General features: G+C 48.6%; 15 protein-coding genes. 1 reads left to right on the forward strand and 14 read right to left on the reverse strand.

The window, feature by feature from the left end; translation table 11 throughout:
* Window positions 1-22 precede the first annotated feature (22 nt).
* The 12 genes from ACCC71_RS13870 to ACCC71_RS13925 all read right to left on the reverse strand — a co-directional run bounded on the left by ACCC71_RS13870 (window position 23) and on the right by ACCC71_RS13925 (window position 13,014).
* Window positions 23-535: a helix-turn-helix domain-containing protein gene (locus ACCC71_RS13870; RefSeq protein WP_434310215.1), complete on the reverse strand. Its 513-nt coding sequence runs from the start codon at window positions 533-535 to the stop codon at window positions 23-25.
* Between the two features lie 378 nt (window positions 536-913).
* On the reverse strand, window positions 914-1,387 hold the full coding sequence (locus ACCC71_RS13875) for a MaoC family dehydratase (protein WP_434310216.1): 474 nt from the start codon (window positions 1,385-1,387) through the stop codon (window positions 914-916).
* Window positions 1,387-1,854 carry a MaoC family dehydratase gene (locus ACCC71_RS13880; RefSeq protein WP_434310217.1) on the reverse strand — a complete coding sequence of 156 codons (468 nt, stop codon included), beginning with the start codon at window positions 1,852-1,854 and terminating at the stop codon, window positions 1,387-1,389. The genes ACCC71_RS13875 and ACCC71_RS13880 overlap by 1 nt, the downstream gene beginning before the upstream one ends.
* 11 nt (window positions 1,855-1,865) lie before the next feature.
* Window positions 1,866-3,437, reverse strand: coding sequence for an acyl CoA:acetate/3-ketoacid CoA transferase (locus ACCC71_RS13885; protein ID WP_434310218.1), 1,572 nt, complete (start codon window positions 3,435-3,437; stop codon window positions 1,866-1,868).
* Window positions 3,438-3,447: 10 nt separating this feature from the next.
* Window positions 3,448-4,620 (reverse strand): Gfo/Idh/MocA family protein, encoded by a 1,173-nt coding sequence (locus ACCC71_RS13890; protein ID WP_434310219.1) that lies wholly within the window; start codon window positions 4,618-4,620, stop codon window positions 3,448-3,450.
* The gene (locus ACCC71_RS13895; RefSeq protein WP_434310220.1) at window positions 4,617-6,104 is read right to left on the reverse strand and encodes a tripartite tricarboxylate transporter permease; all 1,488 of its coding nucleotides are present in this window, start codon (window positions 6,102-6,104) and stop codon (window positions 4,617-4,619) included. The genes ACCC71_RS13890 and ACCC71_RS13895 overlap by 4 nt, the downstream gene beginning before the upstream one ends.
* Before the next feature lie 9 nt (window positions 6,105-6,113).
* Window positions 6,114-6,602 carry a tripartite tricarboxylate transporter TctB family protein gene (locus tag ACCC71_RS13900; RefSeq protein WP_434310221.1) on the reverse strand — a complete coding sequence of 163 codons (489 nt, stop codon included), beginning with the start codon at window positions 6,600-6,602 and terminating at the stop codon, window positions 6,114-6,116.
* Between the two features lie 63 nt (window positions 6,603-6,665).
* Window positions 6,666-7,784, reverse strand: a complete 1,119-nt coding sequence (locus ACCC71_RS13905) for a tripartite tricarboxylate transporter substrate binding protein (RefSeq protein WP_434310222.1) — start codon at window positions 7,782-7,784, stop codon at window positions 6,666-6,668.
* Between the two features lie 202 nt (window positions 7,785-7,986).
* Window positions 7,987-9,984, reverse strand: a complete 1,998-nt coding sequence (locus ACCC71_RS13910; RefSeq protein WP_434311863.1) for an FAD-dependent oxidoreductase — start codon at window positions 9,982-9,984, stop codon at window positions 7,987-7,989.
* Between the two features lie 90 nt (window positions 9,985-10,074).
* Entirely contained in the window at window positions 10,075-10,992 is a 918-nt protein-coding gene (locus tag ACCC71_RS13915; RefSeq protein WP_434310223.1) for a LysR family transcriptional regulator, read from the reverse strand.
* Between the two features lie 79 nt (window positions 10,993-11,071).
* Window positions 11,072-11,818 carry an SDR family NAD(P)-dependent oxidoreductase gene (locus ACCC71_RS13920; RefSeq protein WP_434310224.1) on the reverse strand — a complete coding sequence of 249 codons (747 nt, stop codon included), beginning with the start codon at window positions 11,816-11,818 and terminating at the stop codon, window positions 11,072-11,074.
* Entirely contained in the window at window positions 11,815-13,014 is a 1,200-nt protein-coding gene (locus tag ACCC71_RS13925; protein WP_434310225.1) for a Gfo/Idh/MocA family protein, read from the reverse strand. Before ACCC71_RS13925 ends, ACCC71_RS13920 begins: the two co-directional genes overlap by 4 nt.
* A gap of 283 nt (window positions 13,015-13,297) precedes the next feature.
* Here ACCC71_RS13925 and ACCC71_RS13930 point away from each other — a divergent pair, with 283 nt between their 5' ends.
* Window positions 13,298-14,113 (forward strand): sugar phosphate isomerase/epimerase family protein, encoded by an 816-nt coding sequence (locus ACCC71_RS13930; RefSeq protein WP_434310226.1) that lies wholly within the window; start codon window positions 13,298-13,300, stop codon window positions 14,111-14,113.
* An 88-nt stretch (window positions 14,114-14,201) separates the two neighbouring features.
* Here the strand turns inward: ACCC71_RS13930 and ACCC71_RS13935 are convergent, their stop codons facing one another.
* Both ACCC71_RS13935 and ACCC71_RS13940 read right to left on the reverse strand, forming a co-directional pair.
* Entirely contained in the window at window positions 14,202-14,750 is a 549-nt protein-coding gene (locus ACCC71_RS13935) for a prolyl-tRNA synthetase associated domain-containing protein (RefSeq protein ID WP_434310227.1), read from the reverse strand.
* A 54-nt stretch (window positions 14,751-14,804) separates the two neighbouring features.
* The gene (locus ACCC71_RS13940; RefSeq protein ID WP_434310228.1) at window positions 14,805-15,023 is read right to left on the reverse strand and encodes a hypothetical protein; all 219 of its coding nucleotides are present in this window, start codon (window positions 15,021-15,023) and stop codon (window positions 14,805-14,807) included.
* Window positions 15,024-15,025 lie beyond the last annotated feature (2 nt).

Raw genomic sequence — 15,025 nt, forward strand, 5'->3', positions numbered from 1 at the left:
TTTTTTACTTTATGGACCGATCTTATTTTTTTATTTTATGGAATAATCTTTGCTTGAACATCTGAACTTTTACCATATAGCGGCTTGTAAATAAGGCGCCAAGCAAAAGAACACCAAAGACAAACCCCAGCGCCGTGGAAGCGATCGCTTCATAGACGCTGGCCTCGCCAAGTCCTTGCATCTCGATAACGGCGTATACAAGGAACGCGACAATCGCTGCGATAAAAAGTCTGCACATTCTCCTGGAAAAATTTATCTTACTCTGATTTTCATAGTCCGCTACTTTTAAAAGAGTCTGCTCCGTTTTTTTATCCATAATCTCTGTTCTCCTTTCTCCATCCAAAAATTCTTCAATGCTCACGTCAAAATAATTGGCGATCTCAATTACCAGATCAAAATCTGGTAGATTCACGCCGTTTTCCCATCGCGAGACACTTCGATTTGTTACGCCAAGGATTTCCGCCAGCTGCTCCTGGGTTAACTTTTTTTCTTTGCGGAGTTCTCTTAAAAATATCCCGATCTTTTTTTGATCCATGGAAGCTCCTCCTTTCGCAACTATCATACCCTTTTGAACAGAAAAAGTACACGACGCAGCGCGAGAATACCCAATTTCCCGCACGCGGAGCGTTTTTTATTTTATATGGTTCGGATATCAAAAAGTCTCTGTATAAAACGTGTCGGAGTATTTTGTATTTGCAGGAGCGTTAGTACTTCTTAGATTTCGAAAATTTGTCTTATGAACAAAAATAGGACTGTTTGAGCGCAGCGAGTTTCCTATTTTTGTTTATGCTTTTCACAAATTTCCGAAATCCTAGAAGTACTTGCTCCGAAACTCTACAAAATACTCCGACACGTTTTATACAGAGACTTTTTGACACCTAAACCCTATAGACTAAAAATACAGCTAGGAAATTTACGAATCCGTCTTCCCGTCTTCCTTCGGCCTCCGGCCGCAATACAGCTTATCGATGTCGTATACCACAACCTCGCCGCGCTGATTATATGTCTTCACCTCAAAGGTGAGAACTCCAAACGCCTCATTTTTTTCAGTCTTATCGATCAACTGAAAAATCGTATGCACCGTATCACCGGAATACACGTTTTCCCGAAATTCGACGTTGTCATATCCATAGTGAAAAGTAGGAATTCCATCGGGGCTTACCACTTGAGCATAAAACGCATCGATCAGGTTCAGCAGATGGGAACCTGCCACGACAGGTTTTCCTACGCCCGGAATTTCCTTACAGTAATCCGCATCGGTCTGAATCCGGTTACACAAGCTGGTGCAAGCGGAAAACATCCGAATATCCGAGGGATCGATCACCCGGGAGCGGCTTACCATCTCCTCTCCAATCTGGAAATCCTCAAAATATTTCGCGGCTCCCATCAGTCCTTCCCTCCTTTTTCCCTCTTCTCAATCCGAAACCCCTCTTCCACATAGGTTACGATCTCATCTTTTTGGTTATAGACGGAAATTCCAAACAGGACCTGGCCGGAAAACTCATCCATGTCATGCTTTTCTTTCACTTCAAAAGACGCCGAAACCACGTCACCAATGTAAATCGGTTTCAGGAAACGAATCTTTTTACACAAAATAGGCTGTGCATAGACGTGATCATCCGGACAGATATCTTTGCTGAAAAATCCCTCTACAATCCCCAATACCAGCGAACCGGGCGCAATCGGCTTTCCGATCTCCGGCCGGGACGCGCAGTAGATGGGGTCAATGTGAAGAGGATGGGTTCCTCCGACCATGCCGAACAACAATCTCACGTCCGCATCTGTAATCTGTCTCCCGCTGCTCGGTAAGGTCTGTCCAACCTGAAAAACCTCATAAAAATTATCTGCAAACATGATACCACTCCTTATCGAAACTCACTGTCCTTCAGGCCCATGGCAGCGTCATAAAACAATCTGGGATCCATCTGTTTCAAATCTTTTGCAATCAAAGGAGAAAATTCCATGTTTGCCAAGATATCCTTTTCCAGATCCATGCCAGGCGCGATTTCGATCAGCTCAATTCCCGCTTTTGTCAGCCGGAATACACAGCGCTCCGTAATATAATAGACTTCTTTTCCCTCGGCCGCCGCATATTCGCCGCTAAAGGTAATCCCTTGCAGACGGTTTACAAATTTCACAAACCGCCCTTCCTGAAGAATCTTCACCTGACCGTCCGTGATGCCGACTTTCAGCCCGCCTGCCGTCAAGGTTCCCAAGAAAACCGATTTTTTGGCATTTTGGGAAATATTTACAAATCCGCCCACGCCCATGGTCTTGCCGTTAAACTTGTGCACATTGACATTTCCCATGGAATCCACTTCCGCAAAGCTTAAGAAACAGATATCCAGGCCCCCGCCGTCATAAAAATCAAACTGAGACGGCATGTCCAAAACAGCCTTCATGTTCACACTGGCGCCAAAATAGATGCCCTGAGCCGTAATACCGCCTACCGGCCCCGTCTCGATGGTCAGCGTAAACTGATCGCTGACGCCTTCTTCCCTGGCTACCGTCCCGATTCCATCCGCGATGCCGACTCCCAGGTTCCCCACATCTCCCGGCTTTACCTCCATCAAGGCACGCCTTGCAATCACTTTCCGTTCGGTCAAAGGAATCGGCTCTACCAAAGCGTCGTCTTGAATATAATCGCCGGAAATAAAACGGTTGACCGGCGCGTTATACAGCTGAGGTTGATCTGGAACCACCACTAAAGCGTCCACCAGATATCCGGGAATCTTTACCTGTTTCGGATGCAGCGTCCCCGCCTTCACGACCCTTGCCACCTGGCAGATCACGGTTCCACCATGGTTATGGGTCGCCATGGCCGTGGCCAGATTATCGATAAAGGTCACTTCATCCTCCATGGTAATATAGCCTTCCGTGTCCGCGGTAGTCCCGCGGATGAAAGCTACGTCCGGATTCACCGTTTTGTAGAAAAGATACTCTTTTCCGTCAATTTCTTGCAGTTCAATCAGGGGTTCTTTTGTCTTTTCATTCATTTTCCCCCCATCCTGACGGGGATCCAGGAATGTCCCCAAGCCCACATGGGACAGAACTCCCGGCTGCCCGGCCGCGCCGGCCCGCATCAGCTGCGACATAATGCCCATGGGAAGATTATAAGATTCTATTTCGTTCCGATCCGTCATATCCGCCAACCGGGGGGACTGGCCAAAATGGCCTCCAATATCCCGTTTTACCAGTCCCTCCATAGCTAACGGCGACATTCCCAGTTCCGCCCGGTCTCCCAGGCCCGTAGAATGCCAAAAGGTCAAGTCGCGGGGAGTTTTCGTCTCACGGTATCGGACCGCCAAAGCCTGAATCAGCTCTGTCGCCTCCGTAATACCGCCCCCTGCGCCACAAAACGCTACCACGTCCTGATCTTTCACCAAATTTACGGCTTCCGCAGCCGTTAGAATCGGCACTTGATTTGGATTTTTCATCGGCTCCCCCTTACAAAAATACTCGTTCCCCTTTGCTGGAAGAAATGTAAGCGCCGTAAATCGTACGAATAGTCTCCGCCGCAATATCAAAGGTCACAATCGGCTCTCTGCCGGATACCACACATTCCATAAAGTCCTTCAGCTGGCTGACATATCCGCGCTCAATACTTTCGGACACATACACATTATTCCATCCCTGCTTACACTGCAAATTCTCGGAAATATAGATGTCGTCCAAATTATCATTCGATACAAAATAGGACTGCATCACTGTCGTAGGAACCGTGCTGCAGCGCAGCGTGCTCTCCGTCGTATATACATTGACGTAGTTAATCAAACCGCCCATCACATTGTCATTGGAAAAAACAAGAGCCTTCGTATCATCGGTAAACGTAATCGTAACCGTCGCCATATCCTCCACGTCAACGGGATTTCCCACCACATGCTTCCGCTCTTCCGGCGAGAGTTTTGAGGCAATCTGACCGCTCTCGCAGGTCACGCTCTTTACGCCAATCGTTACTCCTTTTGCTTTGGCCTCCACCTGCTTGAGATACAAAACCGCCGCCAGCGGATGACAGCCAATCCGAAGCAAAGAGCCGCCTCCCATGCTGGACCACTGTCCCGCGTTTAGGGAAGGAGAACGTCCCACGCTGCACTCCCCCTGGAGGAAGGTAATGGTGCTCTTTTGTTTCCGGATGATTTCCGCCGCTTTCTGCACACTGGGAGCATAGATAAAATTCTCCGCGTAGAAGACACGCTTCCCTGCTTCCTCCGAAGCTTTCCGAATCCGTTCCAGACTCTCCGTCACCCGTTGAAACATATATTCCCGATCCACAGTCTTCCCGATGGGGGCTTCGTCCTGCTCTTCCCCAAAATACCCGGTCAGGGGCTTTTCACAGATCACGTGTTTCCCCGCTTGAAGAACATCCAGGATAATTTTTTCATGGGTAACCGGAGGCGTGCAGACGATCAGCACATCAATGCTTTCATCCCGCAGAAGCTCCCGGTAATCCGTGGTATACGTTTCATACCCGTAGCGTTCCGCCGTATCCTTTGCCCGCTCCAAGTTTAAATCCGCCACGCCTTTTAGGCAGAACTCCATTCCTCCCACCTGCTTCAGGGCGTTTCCGTGTAATCCTGCGGCAAATCCGCCGCCGATCATTCCTATCGTTACCTTCTTCATGCCGCTTTCTTTTTCCTCCATTTTTTTACGACGCCGGACTGGCTAAACAGCATTACCAGAATGACAAGCGCTAAAACACATGCGATGGGTTCCGTGAAGATACAGGCAAAAAAGCCACCCACCGAATTGTTTGCTATGGACATGCCTCTCCGGAAGTTCGTCTCCATCAAGGAACTGAGAATCACGCCCAAAATTACCGGGCTTACCGGAATATTGTTTAGTTTCATCAAATATCCCACGATACCGAATCCCATCATCCAGTAAACATCCGCCACACTGTTATTGATGGAAAAAGCGCCGACTACCGAGAAAATGATAATGGCAGGCATCAAAACGTATTTGGGCATTTCCACAATTTTGGTAAACAGCTTAATACCCATAAATCCAAAAATCAGAAGAAAAACATTGGCGATAAATCCGCTTCCGATAATGAAGTGGAACACATCTGCCGATTGATCCATCAGCAGAGGGCCGGGCTGCAGGCCATGCACATACATGGCTCCCAGCATGACCGCGCTGGTAGCGTCTCCCGGAATTCCCAGGGTCAGCATCGGAATGTACGCGCCTCCGATGGCCGCATTGTTGCTGCTCTCCGGGGCAACCAACCCCTCAATGGCGCCTTCGCCAAAAGGGACCTCCGGATTTTTTGTCGTGCGCTTCGCATGGTCATAGCTGATCAGCGCCGCGATATCTCCTCCGGTGCCGGGCAAAGCGCCTACAAAAACACCGATTAAAGAAGTCCGAATGGACAACGGCATGTATTTGATCACATTTTTCCATCCCGGCACGATCTTATCCACATCCTGCTTTACCGGCTTCACTTTCAGATCCCGCAGCTGCATCAAGGCTTCCGACATACCAAAGAGGCCGATCATAACCACCACGTAATTTACGCCGTTGGAAAGGTAGATATTGCCAAAGGTAAACCGGGCACGGCCAGTTACCATATCGAGTCCAATGGTACCGATAAAGATACCGATAGCCACCGCAAATAAACCGCGGGCCATGGATTCATTTCCAAGGCTGCCGACCAGAAGAAGTCCCATCAAAGCCAACAGCATATAGTCAAAGGAAGAAAAACTCAGCGCCACCTTGGATAAAGCCGGTGCGCCAAGGGCCAAAAACAACACGCCGATCATTCCGCCGAACACCGACTGAACCACCGTAACGCCAATGGCCTTTCCTGCCTGCCCCTTTTTTGCCAGGGGATAACCATCCAGCGCAGTCGCCACCGCGGCCGGCGCGCCAGGGATATTTAACAAGATAGCGGAGCGGGAACCGCCGTATACACCGCCAATATGAACACCCACCATCACCGCCATGGCGGGAAGAATCTCCCAGGAAAATGTAAAAGAAATCAGCAGCGATACTGCCATGGTGCAGGAAAGTCCTGGAATCGCCCCTACATAGATTCCTACAAAAACTCCGGCCGCCAAATACAATAACAGTTCCGGGCTTTGGAACATAACATCGATAAATTCCATACGCTCCTCCTACGGTAATACCACTCGAAATACATACTGAAAAACCAACCAGATAAACGCCAGTAAAATAGCCGAATAGATCAAATCCTTTCCGATTCCCTTCAAGCTTCTGTCCTCGGACAACGTAATCATCGTTGCCGCCAGAAACAGGAAGGTAGCCGGGTTAAAACCAATGACGACCATCAAAATCCCATAAACGATCACATAGGCGATCACAATGGATAATTTGTCTGGGAAAAGATACTGCAGCGTTTCTTTTCCCTTTTGCAGCAAAGATGTCCCCGCCTCAAAGGCGCTCTCGCATTTCCGCATTTCCCAAATCATAAACGCCGCGCTGATCACTAAGATTGTCGCCGCACAAAGAGGGAAAATCCCTGCTCCGGATAAACTGCTGTCCTTCTGAAATAATTGAATGGACAAAATAAAAGCCACAACGCTGATCGCCGCAAAAAGAAAAATGAAAAACTTCTCGCCCTTAAAACATTTTCTCGGCTTCATAAAACCTCCTTCCACCCTCGAAAAACATGTCCCGGCCAAAAGAGGCCGGGACACTGTCCTCTCTTATTCTTCTACACGAGGGATATTGAACTCTTCGGGGGATTTCGCCGCTGCGCCCGAATCGTAAATCAGCCAGCTGGTAACGCTCTTATAATGATTGCTGTACTCCGTCGCCTCATCGCCGGAAAGGTTCATCGGCGTAGCACCCAGAGAAACCAGCAGAGCCTTAAACTCTTCATTGTCCGCCGCTACACGGAATACCTCGGTCAGTTCGTCTACCACTTCCTTCGGAGTATCCTTCTTTACCCATACGCCCCAGAACGTGGTCCAAGGCAGATATTTTTGATATTCCGGATAGGTATCGGTAATCACCGGAATGTCCGGAAGCTCTGCCATCGGCTCGTCGGAAATCAGCGCCAGAGCTTTTACCGATCCCGCTTTGATGTAGGAAGCTGCGGAAACCATGCTGACAGCCGTGTAGTCTACTTCGCCGCCCATCAAAGCCGTCACTGCCGCATTATCCCCATCATACGTGATCAAATTCGGGGAAGTCTGGTGAACGGAAGTCATCATTGCATTGATGGCAAAAGGAGAGCTGGAAGTTCCGGCAGACGCCATTTTGATTTTACCCGGGTTCGCCAGAATATCATCTACCAGTTCCTTGATGGTATTGTAGGGAGAATCCGGCGCTACCAAAACTACGCCGTATCCTGCGCCATAAATATTGATCAGCTGGAAATCATCCAAATCCATCGCACCGGTATCCATGACTTTCACCAGCTGTCCGCCTTCCGATGCAGCCAGAATGTTAAATCCGTCCGAAGGCTGGCTGTCCACATACTGCATCGCGATAGAGCCGCCGCCACCGGTACGGTTGGTCACGATCAGGCTCGTATTCAACTGCTCTTCCGCATAAGGAGCCATCGCGCGGATAGTCGTATCCAATGCGCCGCCTGCGCCCCACATAACCGCTACCTGAATATCCTGCTTTGACCAATCCTGTCCGCTTCCCGCTGCTGCCTGAGTCGCCTCAGACGCCGCTGTGGTTTCAGCCCCTGCAGTCGTCTCCGCTGGCGCTTTTGTCTCAGCCGGCGCCGCCGTGGTATCCTTCTGTCCGGAACCACAGCCAAGAATGCTCAGTCCCATAACCGCGCACATACACAGTGCTAATGTCTTTTTCATTTCTTCTCCTCCTTTTTTCTCAGGTGATATTCCCTTCTCTCATCCATGGAAGGTATCCTGTTTTTATGTGTCTTTAGTATACAAACTGCCAACTCAGAATTCCAATAGAAAAATACTGGTATTTATAAACATTCTTTTATACGTTCTGAGCACGCTTTTTCTGCCAGCGAAAATACCTTCCATTAACAAGAGCATACACGCCTTACAAATATCCCATCTGCTTTAAGGTAATCAATACGTTTCTTCCTTCGTCCGTCCCCTCGATAATTCTTCTGGCTCTCTTGCTGTCGCCGATGTTTATCAGCTCGCACTGCCCCTCAAACTCCTCGCAAAGCGCCTTCCAACAAGCAGTGTCCGCCTGAATTCCCATGCAAAGGAATCCCTGGTCAAAAAACAGCTCTTCTTTTTTTCCGTCTGGATTCTTCACAACAAAACAGCCTTCCTTCACCTCTAAGAGAGCCGTATTGGTCCGAAGCTCCGCCTGATATTTGGAAAGAATGGAAAAAGCAAATGTTTTGGAAACAGGGTCCAGTCCATTGCCAATGGCAGACATCATTTCAATGATAGTCACTTTGGCGTTTCGCACGGCAAAAAACTCCGCCACATCCAGCCCGACGGCCCCTCCGCCGACAATCACGACTTTCTTTCCTTCCATATTGTGGGGATATTCTTCCACTCCCTCAATCATTTTTAAGATCGATTTTACCCGGCCGCCTTCCTGATCCACATGCTCTTTGAGTCCCGGAATCCTCGGAAGCAGGGGATGTCCGCCAGCCGCGTTTACAATCAGGTCCGGATGGAACCGGTGCAATTCCTCCGGCTCTGCCTTACGTCCTGTAAACAGATACAGATTTTTGAGTCCCTGGGCCCGGCGGATGAGATATTCGGGGAAATCATTGAGACGGATTTTCCCCGGAATCCTTGCGATCACAGAAGCCATTCCTCCAAGCTCTTCTTTTTCTTCCACCAAGAATACATTGCAGCCGACCTCCGCCGCCGTGCAGGCGGCTTCCAGGCCGCTGGTTCCGCCGCCAACCACCACGACGTTACAGGGCGCGTTCACTTTTTGTTCTTTATAGCGGTCTCCATACACCACGTCCGGATTCACGGTACAATGAATGGGACGATTGGTGCCTCTCCGGTTGCCGGTACAGCCAATATTGCAGGAAATACACTTGCGCAGCTCCTCTTCCTTCCCGCATTTCACCTTGTTTACCCATTCCGGTTCCGCCAGAAGTCCCCGTCCCATGCCGATGAAATCCGCGTCCCCGTCCGCCAGGATCCGTTCCGCCACTTGAGGGTCCCGAATATTTCCCGTCACAATACACGGTTTTTGAAATTTCTGCTTCACAGCCCGGGAAAGGTATGCCCGCCAACCGTCGGGCAGGGAACTAACATCCACCTGGTATTGCTCTGACTCGCTAAGACCGGAAGAGACGTTGAAAATGTCCACATATTCTTCCAGATAGGGAAGATATTCCATGGTATCCTCCAGCGTATTTCCCCCTTCCAAAAACTCATCGGCGCTGATTCGAAGGGAAATCGGGAAGAAAGGCCCCACTTGACTGCGAATCTCTTTTAGCACCATTTTGGCAAAACGGGCGCGGTTTTCCGGGCTCCCGCCAAAAGCATCTTTCCGATTGTTGGTCAATGGGGAGAGAAACTGGCTGAGCAGATAATTATGTCCCACCTGAATCTCCACCGCGTCAAAGCCTGCCATCTGGGCGCGCTTGGCGGCCGTTCCATATTTCCTTGATATCTCCTGAATTTCCTCTTCCGTCAACGGCCTTGGAATATCCCCGCCTTTTTTCACCGGAAGATCCGAAGCCGACACCGGCTGCATCCCAATTCGGGAAGCCATCGCGGCGGCCCCCGCATGATTGATCTGTACCGCGATGCAGGCCCCATAAGCATGCACCTTCTCGCAGAGCTCCGCCAATCCTGGGATATTGCTGTCTTCGTCAATCCGAAGCTGGGTCGTCCCATTGGCGCCAGCCGGAAAATCCACGCAAGCGTTTTCCACGATAATCAGTCCCACGCCGCCGCGCGCCCGGCTTTCATAATAATCGATATGTTTCTGGCTGATGGAACCGTCCTTTCCTGCAAAGTTGGTTCCCATGGGCATCATCGCAATCCGGTTTTTTACCTGCATGCGCTGCACCGTAATCGGTTCAAAAATATGTGCATATTTCCTGTTCATCATATCCACCTCCTGCTTTCCATACGTTCAGTATAAAAAGGAGAACCCGCATTTTCCAATAAAAAAGCACTTCTTATTTATAAAGAAATGCTATAGGATATGCTTTATATTTTTCTTTACGAAGCTGCGAAACTCTTCTACATTTCCGGGAATCCAATTTTGATTGGACCATATCATAAAGTTTTCTCGATAATTTTCCTCGCACTCAAAGGGAACGATATCCACATCATGAATCGACAGTTCCCTCGTCTTTGCCATGATGGAAATACCGTGGCGCATACTGACTGCATTTAACACCAGCGCGTTATCCGGAAGCTCCGCCACCACCGGCAGATAAATCCCGCTGCTTCGCTGAATCCGCTCCAGAATCTGACGCACCCCGCATTCGCTGGAATAAGCGACAAAGATCTCATTGGCAATATCCTCCATCCGAAGGCTTTCCTTTTTGGCAAGGGGATGCCCCTTCGGAAGAACGACGACCAGTTCATCCTGCCCTAGTTTTTCATAGGCAAGATCTCCCTCGTAGCCTTTCAATTTTCCGCAAAATCCCAGCGCGGCCCGTCCTTCCCGCACACTCTCGATCACCTGCTTTTCCGGCCCGGTGATAAAATCAAATTTTGTTTCCGTATCTCCCACCACAGCCCGGTATTCCGCCACCAGCTTGGGCAAAAGACGGATTTGAATCGATGAGATAGCCGCTAATGTAATGGTTCCCCCCTTTTGTTTCCGCTTGGATTCCAAAAAGTGAATTCCTTCATCCAGCATATCAATACTTTGGGATACATACTGGTAAAAAGCTCGTCCATACTCTGTCAAATGGACATTCCTTCCCTGTTTGGAAAAGAGGGGGAGATTCAATTCTTTTTCCAGCTCGCCGATCGCATAGCTTAGGCTTGGCTGCGATACCCGGCAGCTTACGGCTGCTTTCGAATAACTTTCCTGTTCTGCTACCACGATAAAATATCTTAACTGTTGCAGAGTCATCTCCCCATCCCTTCCTTCATTCATACTCCTTTTATTTTACACCATAAGAAAGATAAATAACAGTAGACATTTTTCATCTATCCTATTATCCGCTCCAACAAGGCTACATATACATTCCGCCGTTCACATCCAGGATTGCTCCCGTGATCCAGGCGGCCTCCTCGCTGACCAGGTATCGAATAGCCCAAGCCACTTCCTCCAATTCCCCGATACGCCCTAAAGGCACATTTTTTCCAGAGGCCGCCTGCTGTTCGGGCGTCATTCTTTGGAACATGCTTCCCTTCATGGGACCCGGAGCCACGCCGTTTACATTGATATGGAAAGGAGCCAGCTGCGCCGCCAATAACTTCGTCAGGCCGTCTACACCTGCTTTGGAGGCTGCATAATTTACGCCGTTTCCTGGACGCCCCGTTCTGCCGGCAATGGAAGATACATTTACAATTCGGCCGCCGCCTTGACGTTTCATAAACGGAACCGCCGCCTTGCATGCGCAAAAGGTACCGGTCAGATTGATATCCACAATATCCTGCCAATCTTTCATCGACATCTCATCGATGGGGGCATGGCGGATTGCACCGGCACAAGTGACCAGAATATCCAGACTCCCAAACCGCTCCACAGTTCTTTTTGCTGCCGCCTCCATCTCTTCCAAAATACGGACGTCCCCTTTTACCACTTCCAGGCAGTCCGCTGCTTCCGGATACCGCTCCCTGGTAAGCGGAATCTTTTCCTCACTGGATACCGTAAGCACCACGCAGGCGCCTTCCTGCAAGAAAAGTTTTGCCGCAGATGTCGCTAAATCCCCACCGCCGCCTGTCATCCATACGGTTTTTCCTTTTAAATCTTTCATCCTCTTTTCAAATCCTCCATCCATATTCTTTGATTTTCACCTGCCGACCGGTAAGCCGCATACAGCGTAACAAGGGTCTCATAGGCCAAAGGAAACCCGGAAATCGGCTCCTGATCGTACAAAATGCAATTGACAAAATTCTGAAACTCCCCTACAAAACCTCGCAGCAGCACGTCATTTACTTCAATTTCTCTTCCGCCTAAAAAAGAAAGCGACTGCTCCGGCTTTTCCTCATCCTCAATTCCTTTTTCATCTCGAAAGCAGGTTTTCAAAAACCGGGACCCACAGATCTGGCAGGAAAAGGAAGCGTCATGGCCATATACTTCAATATAATTTTTGTTTTCCCCTACGTAGGTGTCGGAGGCGATCACCATCGCCTTGGTCCCGTCGGAAAACGTCACGATGCAGCTGGAAAAATCCTCCACATCCTGAGGGCGAACTGTAATATACTGCAATTGATCCGCCGGAAGCGACCGGCTGACAACGCCTGTATCCGCCAAGACACTTTCAATATGGATCTCTTCGCCTCTGGCCTTTGCCTCCTCTTTTTTCATCCAGATCATGGTGGTCAGCACATGAATCCCCGCGCAGGCCAGAGCGCCTCCTCCCGTTTGATTCCACTGGCCGGTGGCAACAAAAGGGGAACGTACGGAACTGACCTCGCCTTTCATCAATAAAAGCTTTGTCTTCTTTTTTCGGATCAATTCCATCGCCCGGACTACGGACGGCGCGTAAACATAATTCTCCGCATAAAATAATTTTTGATTGGGATGCTCTTTTAAGATCTTTCCAATTTCTTCTAAATCTTTCAGCACCTTCTCCAGCATTTTCTTGCGGGAAACTTTTGTCCCGATGGGGAGCGGATCCTCTTCCTCGCCAAAATATCCGGTCAAAGGCTTCTCTGACACCACATGCTTGCCCGACGCCAAAACATTCCGAATCATGGGAACATGTAAAATCGGCGGAGTGCAGATATGAACCACGTCAATCTCCGGGTCCTTCAGCATTTCATTGTAATCTGCCACATATTCTTCAAATCCATACTGCGCGGCCATTTTTTCCGCTACCCGAAGATTGATATCCGCGATGGTTTTTAAACGAATTTTAACTCCCGCGATCTGTCTCAAAGCATTGGCATGCAGATGAGCCGCTCTCCCGCCTCCAATAAAACCTACCGTAATATTTGAATTCTTCATTCCCATTATCCCCACATTACTTCTATTTTTCAGCGCCTATCGCTGTTTTCCTCTTTCCTTCTGTCTTTAAGTATACAAAAAGGAAAAACCATCTTCCAATTAAAAAAAGCCAGGATTCATAAAGATTTCTCTATGAATTTATCATCTATACAGCCTCTTTTCAGGGCAATACGCCATCTTTGGAAACTTTTCTTTATGCATTTTTCGGCTTTTTCTATTGGACGGAAGGAATAGGGACTGCCTACTATAAAAGCAGATAGGAATAAAAAACAGGGAGGTTATCATGAACAAAAAGCAAATTCCTTTGAGCTGTTTTGGCCTGGCCGCTGATGCCGCTGCCATGAAAGCCGCCGGCTATCATGAGATAGAACTTCATATCTGGGAAATTGAAGAAATGAGCGATTCCACGCTTCAGGGACTAAAGCGCTTGTTTTCGGAAAATGATTTTCGTTGCCGCGTAGCGGATAATCCGCTGCCTCTGACAAGGAGAATTGCTGCTTCGGACTTCCATCTGTCGGATTTTAAGGACAATCTAAAAAAGAGCGCAGACCGCTCCGCCCAGCTTGGCATCCAATATTGGAACTTTGGCAACGGGTATGCCAGACATCTTCTTCCCGATGTTCCGGATGCAGAAAAGAAAATAAAAGAAGCCGTTTATTGGATCGCAGAGCTCACTTTGGAATATCAAATATCCCTTTTGCTGGAACCCATCGGACATACCATCACCAACTATTGGAATACCCTTCCGCAGGTCGTCTGCTTTTTAAAAGAGATGAATCTGCCCCATGTCCGGGCAATGGTAGATCTCCGCTGGCAGCTGGACGAAGGACGCCCCATAAGCGAATTATATGAGTACGCCGGCTGGATCGACCATGCGCATATCGACAATCCTTTTACCGATTACGCCGGAAAAAAGATCCGCACGATTCCGCGGCTGACCGATCCCTATGATTATAAGGAATATCTGGATTTCATAAAAAGCGACAGCTATCATGGAAGCCTATCCATCGAGGCGCTGACCTTCTCCGACCTGGAAAAAGAATTGAGGGAAGCGTTGGACTTCTTTGGGTTTTATGGAATGGCGTCGAGAAATGGGTGACATTCAAAAAATGGGCATTTTCCAGACATCTGGCAGAGATACACGTCAGTGGAAAATGCCCTTTCTTTTAGGCCAGGCGCGTTCTTCTTTATACATACCCCAAACGCACCACCGTCATCTCATGATGAACAGCCTTTAGAAAAACATCAAAGATATCTTTTGTCCGGAGCTTTAAGCTGGACGTGTTTACGCAAGGATGGCACCCCAAAAACTCGCCTTTTAATATATCCTCATCTACCAAAAGCCGTACCCTGTTCTCGGTATCATTCATCAATCCCAAAACGCTGACCGAGCCTGGGGTGATATCCAAAAATTCCTCCATGAATTCCGCATCGCCAAAAGATAAGCGTGCGCTTCCAATCTGGGAAGAGATCTCTTTCGTATGGAAGACCTTATCCCCCGGAATCAACAATAGGTAAAACTGCGTTTTCTGCCTGTTGCATAGGAATAAGTTTTTGCAGATCGTGGCTCCCAACGCTTCATCGATATCCCGGCAAACCTCCATGGTCATAGCCGGTTCATGGTCGATCCGCTCGTACTCCAAGGCCAAGCGGTCAAGCAGATCGTACACCCTTATCTCTTTCTCCAAACGCCCGTCTTCCTGTGCCGGGCGGCCTTTATATAAGATAAGCTCCATCTTTTTTCTCCTATGTAAATGATCTTTCACGGACAAAACACGCGAGAACATCCGTTATCCGTTTGATTCAGTTATTTTATGAAAGGCAACCGTTTTTCCTTTCATGGAAATCTTTCCTACCTGATAACCATATTCCGCCAATTCCTTCTTTGCTGTTAAAAAAGAATGATCGATAGGTATTCCAACAATATCCTGAATCTCATCAAAAGTCAACTGAAACGACTGATCTCCGCGATTTTGTATATATTCCCATAAGGATTGATATTTGCTCATTT

The organism is Hominifimenecus sp. rT4P-3 (assembly GCF_051055405.1).
Lineage (GTDB): Bacteria > Bacillota > Clostridia > Lachnospirales > Lachnospiraceae > Pseudolachnospira.

What these genes read in the sequence shown, in the direction of transcription:
- ACCC71_RS13895 (WP_434310220.1), bottom strand. Translation starts at nt 6,104, where the DNA reads ATGGAATTTATCGATGTTATGTTCCAAAGCCCGGAACTGTTATTGTAT.
- ACCC71_RS13870 (WP_434310215.1), bottom strand. Translation starts at nt 535, where the DNA reads ATGGATCAAAAAAAGATCGGGATATTTTTAAGAGAACTCCGCAAAGAA.
- ACCC71_RS13940 (WP_434310228.1), bottom strand. Translation starts at nt 15,023, where the DNA reads ATGAGCAAATATCAATCCTTATGGGAATATATACAAAATCGCGGAGAT.
- ACCC71_RS13905 (WP_434310222.1), bottom strand. Translation starts at nt 7,784, where the DNA reads ATGAAAAAGACATTAGCACTGTGTATGTGCGCGGTTATGGGACTGAGC.
- ACCC71_RS13875 (WP_434310216.1), bottom strand. Translation starts at nt 1,387, where the DNA reads ATGGGAGCCGCGAAATATTTTGAGGATTTCCAGATTGGAGAGGAGATG.
- ACCC71_RS13910 (WP_434311863.1), bottom strand. Translation starts at nt 9,984, where the DNA reads ATGAACAGGAAATATGCACATATTTTTGAACCGATTACGGTGCAGCGC.
- ACCC71_RS13915 (WP_434310223.1), bottom strand. Translation starts at nt 10,992, where the DNA reads ATGAATGAAGGAAGGGATGGGGAGATGACTCTGCAACAGTTAAGATAT.
- ACCC71_RS13925 (WP_434310225.1), bottom strand. Translation starts at nt 13,014, where the DNA reads ATGAAGAATTCAAATATTACGGTAGGTTTTATTGGAGGCGGGAGAGCG.
- ACCC71_RS13920 (WP_434310224.1), bottom strand. Translation starts at nt 11,818, where the DNA reads ATGAAAGATTTAAAAGGAAAAACCGTATGGATGACAGGCGGCGGTGGG.
- ACCC71_RS13930 (WP_434310226.1), top strand. Translation starts at nt 13,298, where the DNA reads ATGAACAAAAAGCAAATTCCTTTGAGCTGTTTTGGCCTGGCCGCTGAT.
- ACCC71_RS13935 (WP_434310227.1), bottom strand. Translation starts at nt 14,750, where the DNA reads ATGGAGCTTATCTTATATAAAGGCCGCCCGGCACAGGAAGACGGGCGT.
- ACCC71_RS13900 (WP_434310221.1), bottom strand. Translation starts at nt 6,602, where the DNA reads ATGAAGCCGAGAAAATGTTTTAAGGGCGAGAAGTTTTTCATTTTTCTT.
- ACCC71_RS13880 (WP_434310217.1), bottom strand. Translation starts at nt 1,854, where the DNA reads ATGTTTGCAGATAATTTTTATGAGGTTTTTCAGGTTGGACAGACCTTA.
- ACCC71_RS13885 (WP_434310218.1), bottom strand. Translation starts at nt 3,437, where the DNA reads ATGAAAAATCCAAATCAAGTGCCGATTCTAACGGCTGCGGAAGCCGTA.
- ACCC71_RS13890 (WP_434310219.1), bottom strand. Translation starts at nt 4,620, where the DNA reads ATGAAGAAGGTAACGATAGGAATGATCGGCGGCGGATTTGCCGCAGGA.